The 21,198-nt window shown below is 46.8% G+C and carries 23 protein-coding genes and 1 pseudogene; 7 read left to right on the top strand and 17 right to left on the bottom strand.

Annotation, left to right across the window (positions count from 1 at the left end; genetic code table 11):
• Positions 1-16: 16 nt before the first annotated feature.
• Positions 17-676 (bottom strand): 5-formyltetrahydrofolate cyclo-ligase, encoded by a 660-nt coding sequence (locus HPL003_RS13920; RefSeq protein ID WP_014280316.1) that lies wholly within the window; start codon positions 674-676, stop codon positions 17-19.
• A 274-nt stretch (positions 677-950) separates the two neighbouring features.
• Between HPL003_RS13920 and HPL003_RS30220 the strand changes: the two genes are divergently transcribed.
• Positions 951-2,909, top strand: a complete 1,959-nt coding sequence (locus tag HPL003_RS30220; protein WP_014280315.1) for an ABC-F family ATP-binding cassette domain-containing protein — start codon at positions 951-953, stop codon at positions 2,907-2,909.
• Between the two features lie 599 nt (positions 2,910-3,508).
• Here the strand turns inward: HPL003_RS30220 and tsaD are convergent.
• Genes tsaD through tsaE form a run of 4 tightly spaced genes read right to left on the bottom strand, consistent with a single transcriptional unit; the run spans position 3,509 to position 6,422 of the window.
• Positions 3,509-4,573 carry a tRNA (adenosine(37)-N6)-threonylcarbamoyltransferase complex transferase subunit TsaD gene (gene tsaD, locus HPL003_RS13910; RefSeq protein WP_014280314.1) on the bottom strand — a complete coding sequence of 355 codons (1,065 nt, stop codon included), beginning with the start codon at positions 4,571-4,573 and terminating at the stop codon, positions 3,509-3,511.
• Positions 4,570-5,085 carry a ribosomal protein S18-alanine N-acetyltransferase gene (gene rimI, locus HPL003_RS13905; RefSeq protein WP_014280313.1) on the bottom strand — a complete coding sequence of 172 codons (516 nt, stop codon included), beginning with the start codon at positions 5,083-5,085 and terminating at the stop codon, positions 4,570-4,572. The genes tsaD and rimI overlap by 4 nt, the downstream gene beginning before the upstream one ends.
• Positions 5,086-5,102: 17 nt before the next feature.
• The gene (gene tsaB, locus HPL003_RS13900) at positions 5,103-5,939 is read right to left on the bottom strand and encodes a tRNA (adenosine(37)-N6)-threonylcarbamoyltransferase complex dimerization subunit type 1 TsaB (protein ID WP_014280312.1); all 837 of its coding nucleotides are present in this window, start codon (positions 5,937-5,939) and stop codon (positions 5,103-5,105) included.
• Positions 5,940-5,942: 3 nt separating this feature from the next.
• Positions 5,943-6,422, bottom strand: coding sequence for a tRNA (adenosine(37)-N6)-threonylcarbamoyltransferase complex ATPase subunit type 1 TsaE (tsaE, locus tag HPL003_RS13895; protein WP_014280311.1), 480 nt, complete (start codon positions 6,420-6,422; stop codon positions 5,943-5,945).
• Between the two features lie 135 nt (positions 6,423-6,557).
• Between tsaE and HPL003_RS13890 the strand changes: the two genes are divergently transcribed.
• On the top strand, positions 6,558-7,085 hold the full coding sequence (locus tag HPL003_RS13890) for a cysteine hydrolase family protein (protein ID WP_014280310.1): 528 nt from the start codon (positions 6,558-6,560) through the stop codon (positions 7,083-7,085).
• Between the two features lie 88 nt (positions 7,086-7,173).
• On the opposite strand, the gene HPL003_RS13885 is transcribed toward HPL003_RS13890, so the two are convergent.
• The 7 genes from HPL003_RS13885 to HPL003_RS13860 all read right to left on the bottom strand — a co-directional run bounded on the left by HPL003_RS13885 (position 7,174) and on the right by HPL003_RS13860 (position 11,866).
• Positions 7,174-7,353, bottom strand: coding sequence for an aspartyl-phosphate phosphatase Spo0E family protein (locus HPL003_RS13885; RefSeq protein ID WP_014280309.1), 180 nt, complete (start codon positions 7,351-7,353; stop codon positions 7,174-7,176).
• A gap of 453 nt (positions 7,354-7,806) precedes the next feature.
• On the bottom strand, positions 7,807-8,157 hold the full coding sequence (locus tag HPL003_RS13880; protein WP_014280308.1) for a hypothetical protein: 351 nt from the start codon (positions 8,155-8,157) through the stop codon (positions 7,807-7,809).
• 26 nt (positions 8,158-8,183) lie between these two features.
• Positions 8,184-8,657 (bottom strand): hypothetical protein, encoded by a 474-nt coding sequence (locus HPL003_RS13875; RefSeq protein WP_014280307.1) that lies wholly within the window; start codon positions 8,655-8,657, stop codon positions 8,184-8,186.
• Positions 8,658-8,789: 132 nt separating this feature from the next.
• On the bottom strand, positions 8,790-8,978 hold the full coding sequence (locus HPL003_RS30645; RefSeq protein WP_014280306.1) for a hypothetical protein: 189 nt from the start codon (positions 8,976-8,978) through the stop codon (positions 8,790-8,792).
• A 236-nt stretch (positions 8,979-9,214) separates the two neighbouring features.
• Positions 9,215-10,609: a helix-turn-helix domain-containing protein gene (locus HPL003_RS13865; RefSeq protein WP_014280305.1), complete on the bottom strand. Its 1,395-nt coding sequence runs from the start codon at positions 10,607-10,609 to the stop codon at positions 9,215-9,217.
• A 443-nt stretch (positions 10,610-11,052) separates the two neighbouring features.
• On the bottom strand, positions 11,053-11,226 hold the full coding sequence (locus tag HPL003_RS28885; protein WP_014280303.1) for a hypothetical protein: 174 nt from the start codon (positions 11,224-11,226) through the stop codon (positions 11,053-11,055).
• Between the two features lie 52 nt (positions 11,227-11,278).
• The gene (locus tag HPL003_RS13860; RefSeq protein WP_014280302.1) at positions 11,279-11,866 is read right to left on the bottom strand and encodes a DJ-1/PfpI family protein; all 588 of its coding nucleotides are present in this window, start codon (positions 11,864-11,866) and stop codon (positions 11,279-11,281) included.
• Positions 11,867-12,475: 609 nt separating this feature from the next.
• Between HPL003_RS13860 and HPL003_RS13855 the strand changes: the two genes are divergently transcribed.
• Genes HPL003_RS13855 through HPL003_RS13840 form a run of 4 tightly spaced genes read left to right on the top strand, consistent with a single transcriptional unit; the run spans position 12,476 to position 15,816 of the window.
• Positions 12,476-13,660 (top strand): acetyl-CoA C-acetyltransferase, encoded by a 1,185-nt coding sequence (locus HPL003_RS13855; RefSeq protein WP_014280301.1) that lies wholly within the window; start codon positions 12,476-12,478, stop codon positions 13,658-13,660.
• A 57-nt stretch (positions 13,661-13,717) separates the two neighbouring features.
• Positions 13,718-14,458 (top strand): acetoacetate decarboxylase, encoded by a 741-nt coding sequence (locus HPL003_RS13850; RefSeq protein WP_014280300.1) that lies wholly within the window; start codon positions 13,718-13,720, stop codon positions 14,456-14,458.
• 39 nt (positions 14,459-14,497) lie between these two features.
• Complete coding sequence (locus HPL003_RS13845; RefSeq protein WP_014280299.1) at positions 14,498-15,163, top strand: CoA transferase subunit A; 666 nt, start codon at positions 14,498-14,500, stop codon at positions 15,161-15,163.
• On the top strand, positions 15,160-15,816 hold the full coding sequence (locus tag HPL003_RS13840; protein ID WP_014280298.1) for a 3-oxoacid CoA-transferase subunit B: 657 nt from the start codon (positions 15,160-15,162) through the stop codon (positions 15,814-15,816). Before HPL003_RS13845 ends, HPL003_RS13840 begins: the two co-directional genes overlap by 4 nt.
• A 178-nt stretch (positions 15,817-15,994) precedes the next feature.
• Here HPL003_RS13840 and HPL003_RS13835 read toward each other — a convergent pair whose 3' ends face one another.
• Positions 15,995-16,174 (bottom strand): H-type small acid-soluble spore protein, encoded by a 180-nt coding sequence (locus tag HPL003_RS13835; protein WP_014280297.1) that lies wholly within the window; start codon positions 16,172-16,174, stop codon positions 15,995-15,997.
• Positions 16,175-16,227: 53 nt separating this feature from the next.
• Positions 16,228-16,467, bottom strand: a complete 240-nt coding sequence (locus HPL003_RS13830; protein ID WP_014280296.1) for a hypothetical protein — start codon at positions 16,465-16,467, stop codon at positions 16,228-16,230.
• A 224-nt stretch (positions 16,468-16,691) separates the two neighbouring features.
• On the opposite strand from HPL003_RS13830, the gene ku reads away from it, so the two are divergent.
• Complete coding sequence (ku, locus tag HPL003_RS13825; RefSeq protein WP_014280295.1) at positions 16,692-17,606, top strand: non-homologous end joining protein Ku; 915 nt, start codon at positions 16,692-16,694, stop codon at positions 17,604-17,606.
• Between the two features lie 95 nt (positions 17,607-17,701).
• Here the strand turns inward: ku and HPL003_RS13820 are convergent, their stop codons facing one another.
• From HPL003_RS13820 to HPL003_RS27545, 3 genes and pseudogenes are all read right to left on the bottom strand, one after another.
• Positions 17,702-19,513, bottom strand: a complete 1,812-nt coding sequence (locus HPL003_RS13820) for an ABC transporter ATP-binding protein (RefSeq protein ID WP_014280294.1) — start codon at positions 19,511-19,513, stop codon at positions 17,702-17,704.
• Between the two features lie 20 nt (positions 19,514-19,533).
• A complete protein-coding gene (locus tag HPL003_RS13815) occupies positions 19,534-20,730 on the bottom strand; it encodes a nucleotidyltransferase domain-containing protein (protein ID WP_043922690.1) in 1,197 nt (398 codons plus the stop codon).
• A pseudogene (locus tag HPL003_RS27545) lies at positions 20,725-21,198 on the bottom strand (lasso peptide biosynthesis B2 protein); the annotation flags it as partial. The pseudogene HPL003_RS27545 and the gene HPL003_RS13815, both read right to left, overlap by 6 nt.

The raw sequence follows: 21,198 nt of genomic DNA, 5'->3' as shown, positions 1-21,198 counted from the left end.
CATGCCAAACTTCGCTTCATTCATCGTTTGTTTTTTCAGATTTTACAATATCGCAATGTATGGGACCTTCCGGGGTAAAAAGCACATCCACCCTCAAATCCCCCGGCTCCATGGGTACCTGCTCCTGCAATTGTCCCGGCAGCAACAGCGAAACATAAAGCGGACCTGCATTGCCGTTGGCACGTTTCTCTGCTTCTACCTGTACGGTGAAACGATCATAGTAGCCCCCGCCGTAGCCGATTCTGCCCCCATGACGATCAAAAGCCAATCCCGGCACGACAACCCAGTCGATTCCCGACCACATTTCAGGCGCCCATTTCTCGCATGTCAACGCAGGCTCAGGAATGTTCCAAATGCCAGGCACAACATCGCTGTGCTGCCCCATCTGCCTCAGCTCCATGGTCCGGGTTACCGAGTCCACTCTGGGAGCCAGCACACGGTCCCCCCGTGACCAGCAATGCTCGATAAAAGGAGTCGTAGAAATTTCGCTGCCAAAAGAAAGATAGCTAAATACCGTCAGCCTATCTCCGTTTCTGTCTATTCTAAGCTGCTCCCATGCCTCAATTGCATGCCGACAGGCAACAGCCGATGCCTCCTGCCGCGTCAGCGGGTCCATGAAATCCCGCGTCTCCCGTTGCTGCAAGCGCAGCGCGTTCTTCACACTACAGACATCCAAAGAATATCCGTCCTCCCGCACAATCGTCGATAATGCTTTAAAACGTTACTATTTGTCCAATTGTCAGTAAGTCTTGTACCTTGCAAGCTTTTTTCATTTTTTTTCAGTTCTCGCTTAAGTTTATCATTGTTTATACAAATTGACTACACGCGGCTCTAGGGTTTACAGGGTGATAGCAGTGCATTAGTGGGTATTTTCATGTAAACTGGAAGGAAGACACCCTGCGGAGGAAGCGGGGAAAACTGTGCATAATGTAATGGAGGAACGATACGCGATGCTATTGCAAGTAACTGGAATTACAAAATCCTATGGAATTGAGCCCGTTCTGGACGGGATTAACCTTCAAATATTGGAACGTGAACGCATTGGACTGGTAGGTGTGAACGGCGCGGGCAAATCGACATTGCTCAAAATCATCGCTGGTGAATTATCATATGATGGTGGACAAATTTTCAAGGCGAAGGAGACCAGCATTGGTTATTTGGCGCAAAACAGCGGCTTGAACTCCGACCGATCCATCTGGGCAGAAATGATGCTCGTATTCACTCCACTGATCCAAGCAGAGCAGGAACTGCGGCAGATGGAGCAGGAAATCGCCGACCCTACCAATGCGGAGAACGAGAAGCGCTATGCAGATCTGCTGGAAAGATATGCGAGAAGGTCGGACTGGTTCAAGGATCACGGCGGCTATGAAATGGAGACTCGTATTCGCAGCGTGCTTCATGGTATGGGCTTTGGCTCGTTTGCACCGGAAACGCCTGTATCCACACTGAGTGGTGGACAGAAAACACGTCTCGCGCTGGCCCGTATCCTGCTGCTCGCCCCAGATGTACTCATGCTCGATGAGCCAACCAACTATCTGGACATTCAAACACTGACCTGGCTGGAAGATTATTTGCGCGGCTATTCCGGCTCGCTGCTGGTCGTATCCCATGACCGTTATTTTCTCGATAGACTGGTGACCACCATTATCGAAATCGAGCGTCATCGTTCGACCCGGTACACAGGCAACTACAGCCGCTATATGGAGCTGAAAGCTGCCGAGTATGAAACCAATCTCAAGCACTATGAAAAGCAGCAAGGGGAAATTGCCCGTCTGGAGGCATTCGTACAACGTAATATCGTGCGGGCTTCCACCACCAAACGCGCCCAGAGCCGCCGCAAGCAGCTGGAGAAAATGGATCGAATGGATCGCCCGATGGGAGATCTGAGAAAAGCCCATTTTTCCTTTGAAACAGCTTATATGTCGGGAAAGGAAGTGCTGGAGGTACGTGACCTCTCCGTGGCCTATGAAGGTAAAAAGTCGTTATTTCAGCATGCATCCTTCGACTTAAAACGTGGCGATACCGTTGCGCTGATTGGTCCGAACGGAATCGGAAAATCGACGTTGCTCAAATGCCTGACCGGAACGTTAAAGCCTGCTGCCGGGTCGATTCACTGGGGCACGAAAATCAAAATCGGTCTGTATGATCAGGAGCAAACGAACCTGAACCCGGCTAATACGGTGCTGGAGGAGCTATGGAGTGAGTACCCCCATATGGAGGAGGCACGAATTCGTACAGTGCTGGGTAACTTCCTGTTCAGTGGTGACGATGTACTGAAAAAGGTAGCTACTTTAAGCGGCGGTGAAAAAGCTCGCGTCTCTCTCGCCAAGCTGATGCTGCTCGAAGCTAATATGCTGATTCTCGATGAGCCTACCAACCATCTCGACCTGTTCAGTAGAGAAGTGCTAGAAGCTGCCCTAATCGACTATGACGGCACGCTGCTGTTCATCTCCCATGACCGTTATTTCCTTAACAAAATGGCGGAACGTGTCATTGAGCTTCATCCTGGCGGAATAGAACATTTCCTGGGGAATTATGATGACTACGTAGATAAAAAGCAGGAGCTGGAGGAAATTGCGCAGGAAGCTCTGGAGGCCAGTCAGGCAACACGCAGCAAAGTATCGTCTGTATCCGCAACGGTCGAGACAACACCTAAAACAGGTGCAGCAGCCTATGCCGCAGACAAACAAGCCAAGAGTGAGGAACGCAGTCGCCAGCGCAAGCTGGAGACACTGGAAAATCAAATCAAAGAGCTGGAAGAACAAATTACCGGGCTGGAGGAGCAAATGACTCTGCCAGAGGTTTATCAGGATTACACGGCGTTGCAGGATATTCAAGCACAACTTGACGCACGTAAGCAGGAATTGACAGCAACCTACGCATCATGGGAGGAACTGTTAGAGGAGTAAGACCTGCTTCACAATTATGGTCTTAAAAATTTCACATTTGCCCTATTCGCATTTTTATACACAAATATATCCACAGAATATGTGCATGAAATGTATTGAAAAATGGCCTTTGGGGCCATTTTTTTATTGTTAAAAGGCCATTTTCATATGAAAACCAAATTTATCCACCCCTTTATCCACATTATCCACAGATTTCACAAAACCTAAAGATACATAATGTCCACTGTTCTTGTATCCTAGAAAAGTCTTAAGCCGCTTGCTTCGAGCTTAATTATCCACATTTTTGCCGGGATATGTGGATAACTTTGTTCACAACTTGACAAATCATTTCATTGTTCGGGGAGTATTAAATTTCAGATTTTTTTGATGAATGCTGAAAAATCGTGCAACATCATGACGAACGCCGCGGAAGAATTAGACAGTCAAATTCCCCTGCTCAAATTCCTGTATTTATACCTGTTGAATTTTATATATAGATCTGTATAAGTATTTTTTCGAATTTAGCTTACATGAAAAATAAAAGAACACGACCCAAACGAGTCGTGTCCTTATCAACTTTTTTCACTTATCTTCTGCTCACCAGCCAAATGCCTCTCCAATCAAGATTGGACGGACCACTCTTCCAGAGACAGCCCAGGATCAGCTTTCATGTCCAGCGAGGTGTATTCTCTGCGCTTCCACTTGGCGTAAGCTGCGGCTCCAATCATGGCTGCATTATCCGTACAATATTTCATGGATGGCACAAGTAACTCGATACCTTCACGCTCGCAACGTTCGCGAAGTGCTGTCCGCAATCCGCGATTGGCAGCAACACCACCGCATAGCAGCAGTTGCTTCGCACCGTATTCACGCATGGCACGAATCGCTTTTTCTACCAGCACCTCCACGACCGACTCTTGAAAGCCTCTTGCGATAGCTCCGGCATGAACAGCTTCTCCGCGCATTTTCGTCTGGTTAATCACATTCAGCACCGCCGATTTCAAGCCGCTGAAGCTAAAATCATAAGAATCCGGCTCCAACCATGCACGGGGCAAAGTGATAGATTCCTCCGATTCATGAGCCACACGGTCTACGTGCGGACCGCCAGGATACGGAAATCCAATAGCCCGCGCCACTTTATCGTAGGCTTCTCCAACCGCATCATCCCGCGTGCGACCAATCAGGTGAAAGTGACCCTCGGACTCCATCCATACCAGCTCCGTGTGCCCTCCCGATACGACCAGGGCGATGCACGGATATACGATTTTATGCTCCAACTGGTTTGCATAAATATGTCCTGCGATATGATGTGTTCCAATCAACGGCTTGCCGAACGCCATGGCGGCGCTCTTGGCAGCAACAATACCCACCAGCAACGCACCAACCAGTCCCGGTCCTTGCGTCACAGCAACCGCCGAAAGCTCGCGGGGCGTAATGCCCGATGCTTGCATGGCCTCGTCCAGCATGTAGGTGATGCTCTCCACATGCTTGCGGGATGCCACCTCCGGCACAACTCCGCCAAAGGCTTTATGCGTTTCAATCTGACTGGAAATCAGGTTAGAAAGCACCTCGGTGCCATTTTTCACGACAGACACAGCTGTCTCGTCGCAACTCGTCTCTACTGCCAGTATGTAGCAAGGCTCACCAGAGGCGGCGCCTGTACCTGCTTTTTCCTCTTGCGTCATTGCTTCTGCACGCTTCCTTCCTGTTCACCAGATGCCTCATGTGCGGGAAGATCCGCCCACATGATTACGGCATCCTCGTTATTATCCGAATAATAGCCCTTTCGGACGCCCGCTGGCTTAAAGCCTTTTTTCTCATACAAGCCCTGAGCGATCCGATTCGTCACCCGTACTTCCAGCGTCATGCGTTCCATCCCCAGATAAGAGGCGGTCTGCATCAGCTCGTCCAGCAGCTTATCTCCAAGCTTGCGCCCGCGATAGGCCTCACGAACGGCAATATTCGTAATATGGGCCTCGTCCATAATCGTCCACATCCCTGCGTAGCCGATGGCCTGTCCGTTCAGCTCCATAATCATATATTTGGCAAAATGATTCATCGTCAGTTCATTGCGGAACGCTTCCTCTGTCCACGGTAACGTGAACGCTTCATGCTCAATCGCCAGCACATCGGGAATATCATCCAGCTGCATCAGTCGAAACTCTAGCTTTTCTTCCCGTTGTATGTTCTTTGCCATGTTGTTCACCGCTCTCTTCAGCGCTGACGAAGCAGATTGGCTTCCGCCTCCGCCAGCTGGGTATAGTTCGGAACCAGCGTATGCAACTCGTCATGTTCCTGACGAAGCAGCTTATCCGCCCCAAGGCGGCCAACCCATCTTCCTTCCAGCACATACGGTACGATACGAAGCTCGCTCCATGCACGCAGGCGCTCGGCTGCTTCTGCGTGAACCGCTGTTTCACCGACCAGCCAAATAACCGCAGGACGCTCTTCGGGCGGCAAAGCCTCCAGTCGTTGCAGCAGGCCCTCGGTCCAAGTGGCCATCAGCCGAATCGCATCCGGCTCCAGACGCTGCGGAATCCCTGTATCGCCGTCCATATTCACAGCGAACAAGCCTGTGTAAACCTGCCCACGCCGGGCATCCAGCACTGGAACGATCCAGTCTGTCGCCTGCTCTCCAGCCGAGTGGTTCCTTGCTGACGCATTTCTAACTTCTTGCTCCTGCGACTCGGTGCCGCGGCTCCAACCGCCCCAGGCCAGCGCATGCAAAGTGGATACGGATGTCACCGGAACGCCCCAAGCCCAAGCGAGTGTTTTCGCTGCGGTCACGGCAATACGAATACCTGTGTAAGACCCCGGTCCGACACCCACCGCAATGCCGTCCACATCATCCCGTGTCAGCCCGTCCTCGTTCAGGAGCCGTTCCAATTCGGAAATCACATGCACCGAGTGATTGCGTTCGCCATAGACATTGCTTTCTCCCAGTAGCTCTTTTCCGTTCATCAGGGCGGCCGCCATCACGGTCGTCGCTGTATCTAACGCCAAAAACCGCTCACGCGGCTTTACATTCTCATCTGTATGCTCTCTTAGCATGGTTCAAACTCCATTCTCCCGCAAACTGCGGCACCATTGTTCATAAGGCTCGCCGTACCCGGTCAGGTGAATCAAGCGCTCCTCCACATCTGTTGTTTCTATATACATGTGAAGCCGCTGCTCCGGCAACATATCCGGTATAATACTGCCCCATTCGACCAGACATACGCCTGTCCCGTAAAAATATTCGTCCAGCCCAAGATCCTCTGCCTCATCCTGTGTAATACGGTACACATCCATATGGTACAAGGGCAATCGGCCTTCGTACTCCTTAATGAGCGTAAAGGTTGGGCTGTTCACGATACCCGGGACACCCAGATGACTGGCAAAGGCTTTGGAAAAAGCGGTTTTGCCCGCTCCCAGATCTCCATCCAGCACGATCACCGTTCCGGAAACCGCTTTGCCTGCCAAAAACCCTGCCAAAACCCCGGTCTGCGCCTCTCCGGCAGAACGGAACGTAAACTGTTCCTGCGAAATTGTCATATATTTCAATCACCTTTCGTCCGAATCGGACCGTTCCAACTTGTCCTTTATTATATAGTTCACCTTATGTCGCCGCAAGACATGAAGACATGCTATTGTAAGATAGGTGTAACATACAGGGAGGGAATCGAGACGATGGGACAAAACGTTTTACTGATTATTGACGTGCAGCAGGCTATGTTTATGTATGATGAGAAGCTGTATCGTGAGCAGGAAGTTGTAGAACATTTGCAACAGCTTTTGACCAAAGCCAGAGCAGCAGGTACGCCGGTGATTTTTGTGCAGCATACCGATGAAGCGGATGAGGATTTCCGGGAAAACAGTGTAGGCTGGCCTATCGCCGATGTAGTGCGTCCTCTTCCTCATGAACGAATTGTCCGTAAATCGTCCTGGGACAGCTTTTATCAAACTGAATTGGACGATGTGCTGAAGGAACTGGGAGCTGAGCGACTCATCATTGCCGGGATGCAGACCGAGTTCTGCCTTGACACGACTTGTCGGAACGCCTACAGTCTGGGATATCAGAATAATGTGCTTGTATCGGATGCGCACAGTACATTTAATAGTAAAGTACTGAGCGGAGAACAAATCGTTGCCCACCACAACGAGATGCTCGGTAATCGTTTTGTACGTTTGCTTGCAACGGAGGATGTACATTTTTAATATGAATCCATCAGATTTTAAGGCATGTATGATAAAATAATAGAGCGAGTCACCCGCCAAAAGTTTCTCGCTCAGAGGTCGATTGCTTTCAAGCAGTCGGCTTTTTTATATGTGAATAGAAGGTCCGATTGTATTGGTTGATAAGCTCGTCGAGAATCATAGACTGCTTAAGCACGCGAGCATCATCGAATCCATATTTCTTTTGTAGATCGTAGAGCTTCTGTCTGTTCTTTTCTAAGCTATGTCGTAAAATTTCTTGCTTTTTCATCACAATCCCTCCTTTTATGATCTTAGTGTAAGAGGTTATTTCTATAATGAGGATGAATAAATTCAGGAAAAATGTCTGATTTATAGAAAAAAAGACCAGCAATTAAGCTGGCCTTTGATTAAAGTTAACACTTAGCGTAAGATTATCAGTCGCTTTAAAGTTGATTTTTTCAGAAGCTTTATCACAAACGGACTTTGTGGAACAAATAATATCACAAATCACTAATTCAATTAAGAGTTAGAAGGAAGACTGCTTACAAATTCGTAAACGCCTACTATACGCTTAGCTGGAAAGTCAGAATTTTCAAATATGGTTATAGAATATCCCTGAGGTTTATTGATTATTGAGTGAATAATATCTTCTGAGACTCCTCTTTTAAGGGGAGCCTTAATGTCGACTTGGTACTATAACCCTGCTCCCCCTATTGGGGGAGTGGGTCTTCTTCATTATTTTTTATAGATATTTCGAGTAAAGATGAAATTCTGGAAGCTTCGAAGCTCTTAACAGAATACTATAAGCGGTTCGTTCGCTTGCAGGCTTACCAAACGACTTGACTACATTAATTAGATCTTCATAAAGGTAACTTGTACCGGGCAAACGCTCCTCTTTCTCCAGCGCTATTTTGAGTTTTGTATAATGATTTTTTAGAACCTCCAAAAGTTGATTTCCTTGTGCCCCGTTTAAGTGTTCAGACATAATATAATCCCAGAGCACATATGTTTCAGGATCAACCGCAAAATCCCTCATGAGGACATTGTAGTATTCGAGTAATTCTACTCGTTCCTCTAGACTTTTGGATGACAATGAAATCCCCTCTTCCCTTTTTCGGCTTATAGTAACACTTCAATTACAACGGAGGCAAATCTTCGCGCCCAAGAGAGGGGAATGCCAACATCGTAAAGAGCTCCTGCAACTTTCGCCTTCAAATCATCCATAAGGACTGTTTCCCATTTCAAAAGTTCATCAATATTCGATCTTATCCCATAGACCGCATCCTCATAAAGACCAGACCACTTTTTCCCATTAGGAAGTAATTCAAGGGCATATTTCACGTCATTTATAGCTTGTTTGCTTGTTACCTTATCACGGAATGCCCTTAGTGCTTCTTTAGCGACTTTTGTCTTCCATTGAGGTTCGATCACACGTTGTTCAACTGATTCCGAGTATTGTTCAGGAGAAGATTGATAAGTATCTGTAATAACAGAAGATACTCCATTTGCAGATGCTGAAAAGGGAGCAACGACAGAGAACAAAGTTACACTTGCAAATAAAGCTAAAAACCATTTCTTTTTAGATTGTATCATTTTTACTCCTCCTTTTATGGTCGTTCTTTGGTCTACCACTATATTCTAAAATTTAAACAATCATTTCACTGAACCTAAACATAGCCACTATAAAAGAGCGAGTCATCCGCCAAAAGTTTCTCTCTCTCGAAGTTAATCGCTTTCAACCAGTCTGCTTTTTTGCATGTACATAAAAAGTCCGATTGTATTGATTGATAAGTTCATCGAGAAGCATAGATTGCCTGAGCACACATGCATCATCGAATCCATATTTCTTCTGTAGATCGTAGAGTTCTGTCTGTTCTTTTCCAAACGATTACGCAAAACCTCTTGCTTTTTCATCACAATCACCCCCTTTCATGTTTTCTAGTTTAAAGTGTTATTTCCATTTCAATGATGGTAAAATTAAGAAAAAACGTCCGATTTATAGAAAAAAGACCAGCACTTAAGCTGGCCTTGGATTAGAATTAGTATATAACAAGGTGTGATAGGCTTATATCCCTCCATGGTGATCAAGGGGTTGAAAAAATCCCTCCTTTATTGGGGATTGAATTGGATTAACCAATATCAACAAAAAACTAGCCGCTAAAAGAAGTAGCCCTAATTTTTTTTTCATTTTCGTACACCTCATTAATCAAATTTTGGTAGGTTTCTGTGGTTTCGAAAGATGCAACCTTTCTAAAACGTTCAAACAAACCCACACACTTGATTATGCATGACTTATTATTTATAATAGAAGACTTTTTCAACCCTGTTATTAAAAATTCGAATCCCTTTTGATACATTTCTTTAAGTAAATAGTATTCAGCCAATTCGTTAAGTAAACGAGAAAAACGTTCTGAGGTAGTTTGTTGAGTATAAACACCTTTTTTCAGTTCTGTTAGAGATTTAACCTCGTCATTAAACTTGCAAAGTATATCATCTACATTGAAATTAAATCGGTTAGCTGCTTCAATAATGTTTAATAAAGATAAGAGAATCTCCTCTTTATTCACTTCAATATATGCAACATAATCCGGAAGTACACTCGCATCTCCAGAAAATAACTTAGTTACATAAGTATTAACCTGTGCCCATTCCTTAAATAAGCCCTTCCAACGCTCTGATTCCTCATCCGTTTCTTTCACCCAACTCAAATCAGTATAAGCATGAATATGTTGAAGAGCCTGCTTGTATTCTCCCCATTCTTCACAAACGCTTCCACGAAGTAAATAAGAATAAGCTACATAGACATAAAGAGGTTTACTTAGTTTCTTCTGCTTATTTTTATTTTTCCTTATTGGCTTGCATTTTGAAAAATATTGAATTTTGGCCTTATACTCCAGTTTTTGAGCTACTATTTCTACCTTATCCCATCTTCGTAAGGAACGATAGGTGTTGGCTAAATCCTTTAATGCTTCCAGTTGGTCAATCTCATCCAAGCGATCAATAAAAGGCTGAAATTCAATAGCTGCTTGATAGTTTTGCTCTTGGTTATCTCCCTGTCTCGCCATAAATAAACGATACTGGCATAAAGCCAGTCGTTCCGAATGCTGACTTTTCTCACTTAAAGCCACGCCTTCATAAAGGATAGCCGCTATTGCATATTTTCCGTCTTTGAAAAATTCCTCTGCAAGATCAAACAAACATGAGGAATACATCAATTTGTCCAATAGCAAACCGATTACCTGTCGGATGCATTCCTGCTTGTCCAACTCTGCACAACGGTACAAGAAAGGTTTAATTCTGCGCCAATTTAGAGCGATTTGCGCCAAATATTCTTCAATATATTGCTCGTAAAAATACCCTTTAGAGTATCCCATGGCTGTCGTAATTCGGTCTAATTGTTCAACGGATAGCGCACGATTGCCATTTACCATGGTACTTATCGAGCCTGCATTTAAACCGGTTACTTTACTTAATTGGTTAATGTTTAGATTATTGTGTTTCATGAAATTTAACAGTTCTGTGCGAATCGTGGTTGTATGGTTCACAATTAACAACCCCTTTAACGTTAACGTTTGTTATGTAGTCAGTCAGATACCGACTCATCGGAACATTACATGTTACAATCTAATGTTAAAATAAAGTGTCCTTTTGACACAGAGTATACCATCTTTTGGGATATATATATATACTTTTCAATCAATTACTTTATCTATATAATGACTTTTATAAGTCATTTTTTATGGCTATATAAAAGGTCGACCTAATCACTAGCATCAAAATGAATCATTTTCCTGCTGTATTTGGTATGTACTCATCAGGAGTAACACCTATTTCCTGACACAATATAACTAGCGTATCGTAATCTCTACATTTGATTACGTTGCCAGCAAGTGAGGTAATCGTATTCTGGCTCACACCTGCTAATTCCACTGCATCTTTGCTCCACACACCTCCTTTTTCATGATATCGTCGAGGTAACAACGTATATTTAAAAATTCCATACATCCAAAATGTCGTTGATATGCGTCGTCAGATTCACGTCTCGCGAGAGCGCGGGTGTCCGTTTGGCAAGCTCGTTCAGCGTCGGCACTGTGACGAAATAGCTTCGGCTTCGAGCAGCGGAATCATACGCTCCCAGCACCATCACCATGCCACGCGCCATGAACCAGCACGAAGGACGTCATCATCGAAACTCCTTATCTCTTGCAATATACTTATCTCGCAAAAGGATCATCATTTTTATCGGAATTCCAAATGTATTCAATTTGATTGGCAACCTGCTGAGCTTTTTCAAGACCAAAGTGGTCAGAAACAAAGCCTAAGGACATATCCATTCCAGCGGATACCCCAGATGAAGTATAGAACTTTCCATCTACTACCCATCTTGCGTTTGGAATCCAGTCAACCTCCGTGTCGATGGATTTGACCCAATCAAAGGCTAATTTATTGGATGTGGCGCTCCTGTTTTTTAACAAGCCTGTTTTGGCAAGCAGCGCAGAACCTGTACAGACAGTTATACAAAAATAGGACTGTTCTGCAATCTCTGTGATCTGCTTCATAAATTGATCGTCATGGATTAAACTTCTTGTCCCCTGTCCGCCTGGGATCATGAATATGCCATCGGGCTTTGCTTGTGCAAGAGGTTCTGTAACAATCTTGGTTTTTTGCCGACTCTCAATAATTCCCCCATTTATAGAGAAATATTTTAAGTCATAAACTTCTGGCAGACGGCCAAAAATCTCAACGGGTCCGAACACATCCAGTGTTTCAAAATCATCGAACAAGCATATGTTAAAGTCCATACAGCTCACCTCCCTCAAAGATTAATCATACTATACACCCCGTTTCCTGAATCAGACAATATAAAAGGGATTCAGGTCCGTGTGGGCTAACCCCGTGGAGGTTCGAGTCCTCTCGACCACATCAACTTAGCAATGAAAGAGCTCTTGAATTTCCTTCTGTGGAGATTCAGGAGCTTTTTGCGTAATTAGGGTGACACCAAACTCAACGATTGGCCTCGTCTTTTTCACGTGTTGATTAGAAATTTCATTTTTAACAGAAAATTCAATTTATGATCATTATTTTCAGAAAAATCGAGAAATTAACAGAAAACATTAGAATGGCCTATTTATTTTGGAGTATATGGCTTTATAAACATCTGTATACAAGTATATGTATATATTTGAACATTGAGCAAAATCTGCATTAGAACTATGATGAAAATGGTTTTAATTTCCAACGAAAGAAGGCGATCGAACCGTCACACTCACCGTCTTAGGCACCATGATATGCCCGCATGCAAATGTATCTTGCAGTCGCCACGTTTCGTAGGTTGAGAGCGGAAATTACGAATTGAAGTGCAGTCATGGATGTATTGTGTCTTGAACACAGCGAAAGGAATGTGAGTTTTTATGAAAAAAGTAGCTTTAGTAAGCCCGTTGAGAACAGCGGTTGGCTCTTTTAACAAAACCCTTGCGCCCCTAAGCGCTCCTGAACTGGGAGCAATTGTGATGACAGCATGCCTTCAGCAAAGTAAATTAGAGCCTGCTTTGATTGATCAAATTTATTTGGGAAATGTTCTTCAGGCGGGCAATGGCCAAAATCCTGCCAGACAGGCGGCACTAAAAGCCGGTATCCCCATTGATGTACCCGAATCAACGATAAACACGGTTTGCGGTTCAGGACTTCATGCCGTCGCTTTAGCCTACAATTCAATATTGGCGGAACAAAGCAACATCGTCTTGGCCGGAGGTATGGAGAGCATGTCGAACGCCCCTTATCTGCTAAGGAATGCAAGAAACGGCTACAAGCTTGGCAACGGTGAATTGGTAGACTCCTTGGTGGCCGACGGCCTAACGTGCCCGATCAACCATTACCACATGGGAATTACCGCAGAAAATGTTGCCGAGAAATATGGAATTTCAAGACTTGAGCAAGATGAATTTGCCTACGAAAGCCAGATCAAGGCTGTAGAAGCAAAAAACAAAAAGGTTTTTGAAGAGCAGATTGTTCCGGTCATGATTAAAACCAAAAAAGAAACGATTTATTTCACAGAGGACGAACACATAAGAGGAAATACAACGAAAGAAAAACTTTCTCATTTAAAAACTGCCTTTAAGGAGAACGGAACGGTTACCGCCGGAAATTCTTCGGGAATTAATGATGGCGCGGCGGCTATGCTTGTAGTGTCGGAAGACAAATGTAAGGAACATGCATTAAAGCCGTTGGCATATATCAAGGGTTATTCACTTGTTGGCGTTGACCCTGCATATATGGGAATGGGACCAGTAAAAGCCATTTCGTCACTTCTTAAGCAACAGGGAATATCCATCAATGACATTGATCTTTTTGAAATTAATGAAGCGTTCGCCGCACAAGCAGTAGCGGTAATGAAAGAGCTTGGGGTCAATCCGGAGAAGGTGAATGTCAATGGCGGCGCGATCGCGATCGGGCACCCTGTCGGTGCAAGCGGTGCTAGGATATTGGTTACGTTGGTTCATGAAATGGTGCGAAGATCTTCACGTTACGGCATAGCCTCGTTATGCATCGGAACGGGAATGGGAATAGCGATGCTGGTTGAAAATGCACTCATTTAAGGTGCTTGATCAAAAGATGACTTTTTGAACTACCTCTTAAAGGGAAGGGAGATCGCTATGAATCAAAAAGATGTACTTTCACTTCAATCCATGCCTGCGGCCTGCGGCAGTTATGGGCGCCCGCCATGCCGCTTCATCAACCGGGAATTTTTTATCATTACCTATGAATCCGATCCCGCTGCGATTAGACAGGCGGTCCCGGAACCTCTTCAGCCGGATGGAAGCAATACGGTTTCCTATGAATGGATCAAGATGCCTGATTCATCCGGTTTAGGAAGCTATGAGGAAAGCGGTATTGTCATACCGTGTACTTTTCATGGAGAACCCTGTAATTTTGTTGCCCAAATGTATTTGGATAACGCGCCTGCTATTCTTGGGGGACGTGAAATCTGGGGATTTCCGAAAAAATGGGCGAAGCCTCGCCTGAAGGTTGAAGATACGGAGACGCTGACGGGTACATTGCATTATAATCACGTCCTGGTGGCCACGGGAACCATGCCTTTCAAATATAACATTCTTGATGAAAAGGAAACGGCTAAAGCCATCGCAAAAACGCAGGTTAATTTAAAATTGATTCCTGATGTTGACGGTACCCCTAAAATCGCTCAGTTAGTAGCGTATAATCTCGAAAACATTACTGTAAAGGGCGCATGGTCAGGGCCTGCCAGATTAAGCCTGATCCCCCATGTCAACGCTCCTGTGGCAGATTTGCCGGTTAACGCTTATATTGGCGGAAAACATTTTATTGCCGATTTAACGCTTCCATATGGAAGAGTCCTCTACGATTATCTCCAATAAAGTTTGCTTTCCTAAAAAAATATATAAGGAGAAGGAACCATGAATAACAAAGTAATCTCCGCTGAAGAAGCAGTGAAGAAGGTCAAAGACGGAGACACGGTGATGGTTGGAGGTTTTCTGGCCGGAGGTTATCCGGAGGATCTGGTGCGTGCGCTGGTTGACACAAATTCCGCCGGCAATCTTACAATTATATCCAATGACACAGGCACAACGGAATTATCTATTTATAAGCTTGTAAAAAGCGGCAGAGTAAAACGGATTTTTGCCTCCTATATCGGCTCCAATCCGGAAACGGGAAGACTCCTGATGACGAAAGAAGCGGATGTGCAGCTCTTCCCGCAAGGCACGCTCGCGGAAAAAATCCGCGCAGGAGGAGCCGGTTTGGGCGGTGTTTTAACACCTGTAGGTGTAGGCACCATTGTAGAGGAAGGAAAAAAGAAAATAGAAATTGACGAAAGGGAATATTTGCTCGAACTGCCGCTCAAAGCGGATGTGGCGCTAATCAGAGCCCATAAGGCTGATGAGGCGGGGAATCTTGTCATCAACGGCTCTTCACGCAACTTCAATTTGGTTATGGCTACAGCGGCAGAGTATGTAGTTGCTCAGACAGACGAATACGTAAAAGCGGGGGAAATTGATCCCAATCATGTCAACGTTCCCGGAATATTTGTCGACGCGATTGTAAAGGTGGGTGGAGCCAAATGAATAACAGAGAATTAATTGCTCGAAGAATAGCCCAGGAATTCAAAGATGGCCAAGTTGTCAACCTTGGTGTTGGAATGCCTACCATGGTGGTGGACTATATTCCCGAAAACATTCATATTATGCTGCAGGCTGAGAACGGAATCCTCGGTGTAGGCCCCAAAGCGTCTCAGGGAAAAGAAAGACTCGATTGTATCGATTCAGGCGGAAACTACGTTACAACTAAGGAAGGTGCTTGCTTTTTTGACAGTTCGCTTTCATTTTCCATCATCCGCGGAGGGCATGTAGATATCACCGTTTTGGGCGCCCTGGAGGTCGATGAGAAAGGCAACCTTGCAAGCTGGATGATCCCAGGGAAAAAGGTGCCGGGCATGGGGGGAGCCATGGATTTGGTGGTTGGAGCCAAGAGAGTGATTGTAGCCATGGAGCACGTAAACAAAAATGGGGCGCCGAAAATACTGAAACAATGCAAGCTGCCCCTGACCGCTGTAAATGTTGTAAAGACCATAGTAACCGAGAAGGCTGTCATCGATGTTATTCCGGGTAGAGGGCTGATGCTGAAGGAAATTGCTCCGGGTTTGTCGGTGGAAGATGTTCAAATGGCAACAGAGGCTGAGCTGATCGTCTCACCACATTTGAAGGCCATTGCAGTGTAAACATTTTTACAAGTAGGGTTCGCTAATTGCTCATTGAGCAATTGCGAGCCTTTTTGGGTTGGAGTGGGACCATTCAAGCACATAATGAATTTGGGAGCCTACTACACGGCTGGTCAAGTAAGCTCCCAGATCAGGGAGAAGCTTTTTGATAGCGCGGGGGCTTATGCCAATCCATCTTCTATTGTTCTTCCAAACGATCCACACGGACGGTTTGAGTATTGCCGGGTCTGCTACCTATCTGTACAGTTGCCATACCGTTTGCTTCATCCACATGCTCGATCCAGATCGGTTTACCCTCTAATTGCACGGCAATGTTTTCGGATGAATTGTAAATCGCTTTTGCTCGTTCCACGTTCATGTTGATCTCCTCCTCATTGTTTTTGTGTGCATTAATTTAGAAATATAGGTGACCTAGTCCTCATCTATAATCCGTTCAACGTCCAATGAAGGGATGCTATGAGAAGGCGAAGTTGAAACCACAGCCTCCAAATCCACATGACCCACAGCTACAGGAAAAGGCGGCTGAATTCCATGGGAAAGGGCAAATTCAGGCGGCAATGCATCCTGTTCGCCTCCGGCGGGTCCCCGAAAGGCGATATGGCTTTGACCTACACGATGCCTGATTTGCCGAGGATAGGATTTTCCGGGCATAAATTGTGTACCTCCTTTTGAATCGGATATGCCTTACTATGTACCAATAAAGCTGCAACCATGCGTAAGCGGATTTTTCGTGAGTTTAAACATAAAACAGTAACTTAACAACCTCTCATACATTCCTTTCTCCGAAGCATACTAAGTGAAAAATGGATATGCTCAGCCAAGCGTTGGAATCGAAGGATACAAAATGCGGATTAAAGAAAAGGAGGTCTGACGGTATGCATACGGTCTGGAAAGGCGCGATCAGCTTTGGGCTGGTTCATGTGCCCGTTAAGATGTTTTCGGCTACAGAAGATAAGGATATTTCCATGCGTTATATTCACAAGGAATGCGGAAGTCCCCTCAGTTATGTACGGAAGTGTCCTGTTTGTGACAAGGAGGTCGAATGGGAGGAAATTGGAAAAGGCTATGAATACGAAAAAGGAAAGTTTGTCATGTTCGATAAGGAGGAACTGGAGCAAATCAGCGGACAAGCGGATAAAAATATCGTTATTTTGGATTTTGTGGACCTGCAGGAGATTGATCCGATTTATTTTCAAAAAACGTATTATTTGTCCCCGGATCAGGCAGGCTCCAATGCTTACAAACTTCTTATGAATGCGATGAAGGATACAGGGAAAATTGGCATTGCTCAAATCTCAATCCGATCCAAAAGCAGTCTGGCGGCTATTCGTGTGCTGGATGAATGTTTGGCGGTGGAGACGATGTTTTACCCGGATGAAATTCGCCCGGTGTCCCAGGTTCCTAATCTGCCGGGGCAGGAGGAAGTTAAAGAGAAAGAGCTGACCATGGCAAAAATGCTAATTGAGCAGCTATCTACACCTTTTGATGCAGCAAAATATACGGATCAGTACCGCGAGCGGCTGCTGGATCTTATTCAGCATAAAGTGGCTGGAGAAGAGATCCGAATCGCTCCGTCGCAGCCGCAGACCAATGTCGTGGACCTGATGGCTGCACTCCAGGCCAGCATCGAGGCAGTGAAGCCTGTCGTTGCCGATACCGGCCCCGCTGTGAAAAAACGCCCTGCGCGTAAAACAGCAGCCACAACAGCACAACAAGCAGTGGCAGGAGATGCCATCTCCCCGACTCCGATCAAAAAGAAAAGAAGTACAGCCAAACGCAAGGAAACCTGAGACTACGGCGGCTCAGGTTTAGCATAAGTTTACGGAAAGACAAGCCCATCTTCAATATCCAGTGGGGAGTTAAGTATTGTCAACAGAACAGGCAGCTAAGGGGTTGCGATCACACTGCTTTGGTATGACAGCAGTTGACTGAACGCCCCCCGCTCCACCTGTACCAATTGGCGGTAATTCCCCTGCTGTATAATCTCCCCCTGTTCCAGAACGACAATCTGATCGGCATGACGGATGGTCGACAGACGATGAGCAATGACGATCAGCGTCATTTGACCTTTCATCCGCTCCAGCGCCGCCTGAATATCGGCTTCATGCTCTCCATCCAGCGCACTTGTCGCCTCATCCAGAATGAGTACCGGAGGACGATGCAGGACAGCCCTTGCCAACACAAGCCGCTGACGTTCCCCTCCTGACAGACGAATTCCGCGATCCCCGATTACCGTATCCAGCCCTTCGGGCAATCTGGCAACAAACCCGTCTGCGGCTGCAAAATGTAACGCTTCCCATAACTGCTGCTCGCTCGCCTCCGCATCCGCCAGCTTCAAATTATCACGGACGGTGGCATGGAACAAAAAAGGGTCCTGCGACACATAACCAAACGATTGCCGCCACTGTGGCAACAGCTCGTTGTCCAGCACCTGTCCGTCCATTTTAATCTGGCCCTGGGTTGGTCGTAAAAATCCCATCAGGACGTCAACCATTGTACTTTTGCCTGCGCCCGATTTCCCCACAATGGCCGTCATTCCCCGTGCAGGGATGAACAGATTTATTTGGCGTAATGCAAGCTCTGCTGTACCATCATACCGATAATCCAGACCACTGCATTCAATGCCTGTACGTAGATACAAGGGTTGGCGTACAGATGCAGTTGTAGATGCAGATAGCGAGGGATCTGAGAAAGCTTCGCATTCCTGCTGTACCTTGGTCACACTTTCAAAGGCAGACAGCATGGACATGATATATTCCAGACTCGCTTGAATCAGGGCAAACCTTGGCCATAAGCGGGAAAATATAAGGATGAGCACAATCAATTTTTCAGGAGAGACATGTAGCCATTGCAGTGACACAAACATGATGCAAGCAACAAATACGGCAGCCGCTGTGCGATGGAAAAATTGCGTAGTGGCATTTTGCCGGACAAACTGGGTTGTATTGTCCTCCATACGTTGAGTCAAAGAGCGAAACCAGTCTATATTGGCGGTTTCCAGCAGATTGCTTTTAATATCCTTCATCCCGTTCATATGGTCGGTGATGCCGGCAAAATAAATCTGTGAAAGCTCAGTGGTACGGTCACCTAGCTGCTTAGCATTTCGGATGGATCGGCGAAACACGACAAACAGCCCCAATCCACACAGAAACACCAGTCCAGTTAAAGAAGGAGACAGCCAAAAAGCCAGTGCAATCTGGATCAACGTAAAAATAACGGCTGTGGTGAGCTGAAGGAGCAGATTGGTTCCCTGACTGACTCGCGCCAGTTCGGTTGTCATCACATGGCTGAAATCAGACTTCCGCTGACGCAAATAAAAGGTCCATTGGGCCTTCATAAAGGAGGTATACACGTCTATTCGAAGGGAACGCATGAATCGTTGCTGAATCCGTGAATTCAGAATGGACTGGTAACGCTGGAGCAGAGCCTGCCCTATGAGCAGCAACGCAAAAAGCAGCAGCATTCCCGGCAACAGCCAGCTTTTAGGGATGTTTGACAAGAAATGATCCAATCCGCCTGACAGGATGGGCATCCCTGCATGACCGCCAAATATGCCGATAGCTGCCAGCATGGGAACAAGCATGTATATACCTAGCCCCTCCAGCAAACTGACGATGATCATACAACCCATATTGAGAAATAATGCACCGCCGTTCACGGCATACAGCTTAGTCATATATAATCGCAGGTGGTACATAATGCACGCTCCTTATCAGGTCAGTGCTTTGAGAATCGCCGTTTTAACCAGAGAAATGGACGTAGAGGGATGTACAGAAAATGTAGCTGGCGAGGCAGCGGTAAAACCGCCGGATCGCCCGTAGAAGGAAGCAAACGGCTTATCAGGTACAGCAATCGATGGCTCGGCTCCTTTAGGGAGAGCAAATAGGATCGACTGCCTGGCTGATGGGTAGCTGGTTCGGCTACCGGGTATGCCGCGGGTACGCTGGCCTGAATGAAGGCCAGCGCGCTCAGCGCGAGCCTGTGCGCCAGCCGTGTAGCCGCTACCTGACGCAGCGGCTCCGGTATCGAGGTGCCCAGCAGCGCAGCGGCGAGCGCCCAAGCCTGCCCGCCCGCAGGCAGGCCCCCATATCGGCGCATCATCGGCAGAAGCGCCTCCCAGTCGACTGCGCGTACCGCAAGCCTGTCGATGTCCACCAGCCAGCGCAGCCTGAACCAGCCGTGACGCGCCCCGTGTGCGCTAAGGTACAGAAACTGGTGCTCGCTGCCAAGCGTGTACACACAGGGTACTCCTGTGGCTGTGACTTCACCGATTTGCCTGTGTTTCCACAGGTCTTCAAAAGAAGGTTCTCCACCTGCATCCGGGTGGAGCCGCCAATGCAGCTCTATCTCTACCCGCTTATGCGGATGAAGAAAGGATGCATGATGGTCCTTCCATTTCCAACTGCCCAGGACACGCGCTTCTCCGCTTTTGGATACATACCCGGCTTCCTGCATCCATTGCTCCGCCTGATCCATGTCGTCCGGGGCAATGAGCAAATCCACGTCCTTGGAGGTACGCAGGGAAACATCCCCGTACAATTGCTGCGCCAAGGCAGGACCCTTGAGCATAAGTACACGGATGCCATGATTCATGAGCAGCCTGGTCACCCGTCCGGCTTCCGCTTGCAGGCGCAACATACGCAGGGTGTTCCGTTGATATTGCGCCTGAAGGTTGCGCAGCAATTCAGCCGGGATGGCCGGATGGTTAATTCTTTTCAACTGGAGATATACCGCAGGTACCACCCGATGGTGTTCTGCCAGCCGCAGCAAACGGGCCCAATCCAATCCATACAGATCAGCAGCATCGACTGTATCCAGCCTTGGAGTGGCGTCTTCTCGCAGTAAAAAGAGCAGCAGCGTTAATTCCGGATCCTCTTTCCAGCGGTCAGGTTTCAGAAAAGTATGTTTGGACATGTTTTCAGCAATCTTCGTATTTTGGTCCGTCACAGCACGCCTGCCGAAGGTGCCCACCACGGTAAACGCCCCCATCTCCCGTTCGCCTGTAACATAAATCGGTCCACTCCGCACCCAGGCATGTGCCGCCAAACGTCCCGCATCATTCTTGGCTGTGCCAAGATACAGCGTGCCGTCCAGCTTTCTGCGACCAAGCAACGTCATTGCGGCAGCAGCCTGCACAAGACAGTTACTGCGCCAAGGGGTATAACGGCTTGCCAACTCCACAGCATGTGAAATATGCCGAACAGCTTGCTTCTGCCGGGCATCACACTCCCAAGAGGTTTCTTCCATCCGTATTCCCCAGCCGCGTGCATAATCTTCAAACGGACGATGCTGGTGAAGACGCGCCCATCCCAGTTGTAGCCAGGCTTCCGGCAGTAATCTCCTGACCTCCGGGGATAGACGACGAAGGCGTTGAACCCACAT

The sequence above is a fragment of the Paenibacillus terrae HPL-003 genome (genome assembly GCF_000235585.1).
Classification (GTDB): domain Bacteria; phylum Bacillota; class Bacilli; order Paenibacillales; family Paenibacillaceae; genus Paenibacillus; species Paenibacillus terrae_B.
The sequence above is the reverse complement of the archived record's forward strand: the minus strand, read 5'-3'. Positions and strand labels throughout refer to the sequence as shown.

What these genes read in the sequence shown, in the direction of transcription:
- HPL003_RS30220 (WP_014280315.1), top strand. Translation starts at nt 951, where the DNA reads ATGCTATTGCAAGTAACTGGAATTACAAAATCCTATGGAATTGAGCCC.
- tsaD (WP_014280314.1), bottom strand. Translation starts at nt 4,573, where the DNA reads ATGACGCAAGAGGAAAAAGCAGGTACAGGCGCCGCCTCTGGTGAGCCT.
- rimI (WP_014280313.1), bottom strand. Translation starts at nt 5,085, where the DNA reads ATGGCAAAGAACATACAACGGGAAGAAAAGCTAGAGTTTCGACTGATG.
- tsaB (WP_014280312.1), bottom strand. Translation starts at nt 5,939, where the DNA reads ATGCTAAGAGAGCATACAGATGAGAATGTAAAGCCGCGTGAGCGGTTT.
- tsaE (WP_014280311.1), bottom strand. Translation starts at nt 6,422, where the DNA reads ATGACAATTTCGCAGGAACAGTTTACGTTCCGTTCTGCCGGAGAGGCG.
- HPL003_RS13890 (WP_014280310.1), top strand. Translation starts at nt 6,558, where the DNA reads ATGGGACAAAACGTTTTACTGATTATTGACGTGCAGCAGGCTATGTTT.
- HPL003_RS13885 (WP_014280309.1), bottom strand. Translation starts at nt 7,353, where the DNA reads ATGAAAAAGCAAGAAATTTTACGACATAGCTTAGAAAAGAACAGACAG.
- HPL003_RS13875 (WP_014280307.1), bottom strand. Translation starts at nt 8,657, where the DNA reads ATGATACAATCTAAAAAGAAATGGTTTTTAGCTTTATTTGCAAGTGTA.
- HPL003_RS30645 (WP_014280306.1), bottom strand. Translation starts at nt 8,978, where the DNA reads ATGAAAAAGCAAGAGGTTTTGCGTAATCGTTTGGAAAAGAACAGACAG.
- HPL003_RS28885 (WP_014280303.1), bottom strand. Translation starts at nt 11,226, where the DNA reads ATGGCGCGTGGCATGGTGATGGTGCTGGGAGCGTATGATTCCGCTGCT.
- HPL003_RS13860 (WP_014280302.1), bottom strand. Translation starts at nt 11,866, where the DNA reads ATGGACTTTAACATATGCTTGTTCGATGATTTTGAAACACTGGATGTG.
- HPL003_RS13855 (WP_014280301.1), top strand. Translation starts at nt 12,476, where the DNA reads ATGAAAAAAGTAGCTTTAGTAAGCCCGTTGAGAACAGCGGTTGGCTCT.
- HPL003_RS13850 (WP_014280300.1), top strand. Translation starts at nt 13,718, where the DNA reads ATGAATCAAAAAGATGTACTTTCACTTCAATCCATGCCTGCGGCCTGC.
- HPL003_RS13845 (WP_014280299.1), top strand. Translation starts at nt 14,498, where the DNA reads ATGAATAACAAAGTAATCTCCGCTGAAGAAGCAGTGAAGAAGGTCAAA.
- HPL003_RS13840 (WP_014280298.1), top strand. Translation starts at nt 15,160, where the DNA reads ATGAATAACAGAGAATTAATTGCTCGAAGAATAGCCCAGGAATTCAAA.
- HPL003_RS13835 (WP_014280297.1), bottom strand. Translation starts at nt 16,174, where the DNA reads ATGAACGTGGAACGAGCAAAAGCGATTTACAATTCATCCGAAAACATT.
- HPL003_RS13830 (WP_014280296.1), bottom strand. Translation starts at nt 16,467, where the DNA reads ATGCCCGGAAAATCCTATCCTCGGCAAATCAGGCATCGTGTAGGTCAA.
- ku (WP_014280295.1), top strand. Translation starts at nt 16,692, where the DNA reads ATGCATACGGTCTGGAAAGGCGCGATCAGCTTTGGGCTGGTTCATGTG.
- HPL003_RS13820 (WP_014280294.1), bottom strand. Translation starts at nt 19,513, where the DNA reads ATGTACCACCTGCGATTATATATGACTAAGCTGTATGCCGTGAACGGC.
- HPL003_RS13815 (WP_043922690.1), bottom strand. Translation starts at nt 20,730, where the DNA reads ATGTCCAAACATACTTTTCTGAAACCTGACCGCTGGAAAGAGGATCCG.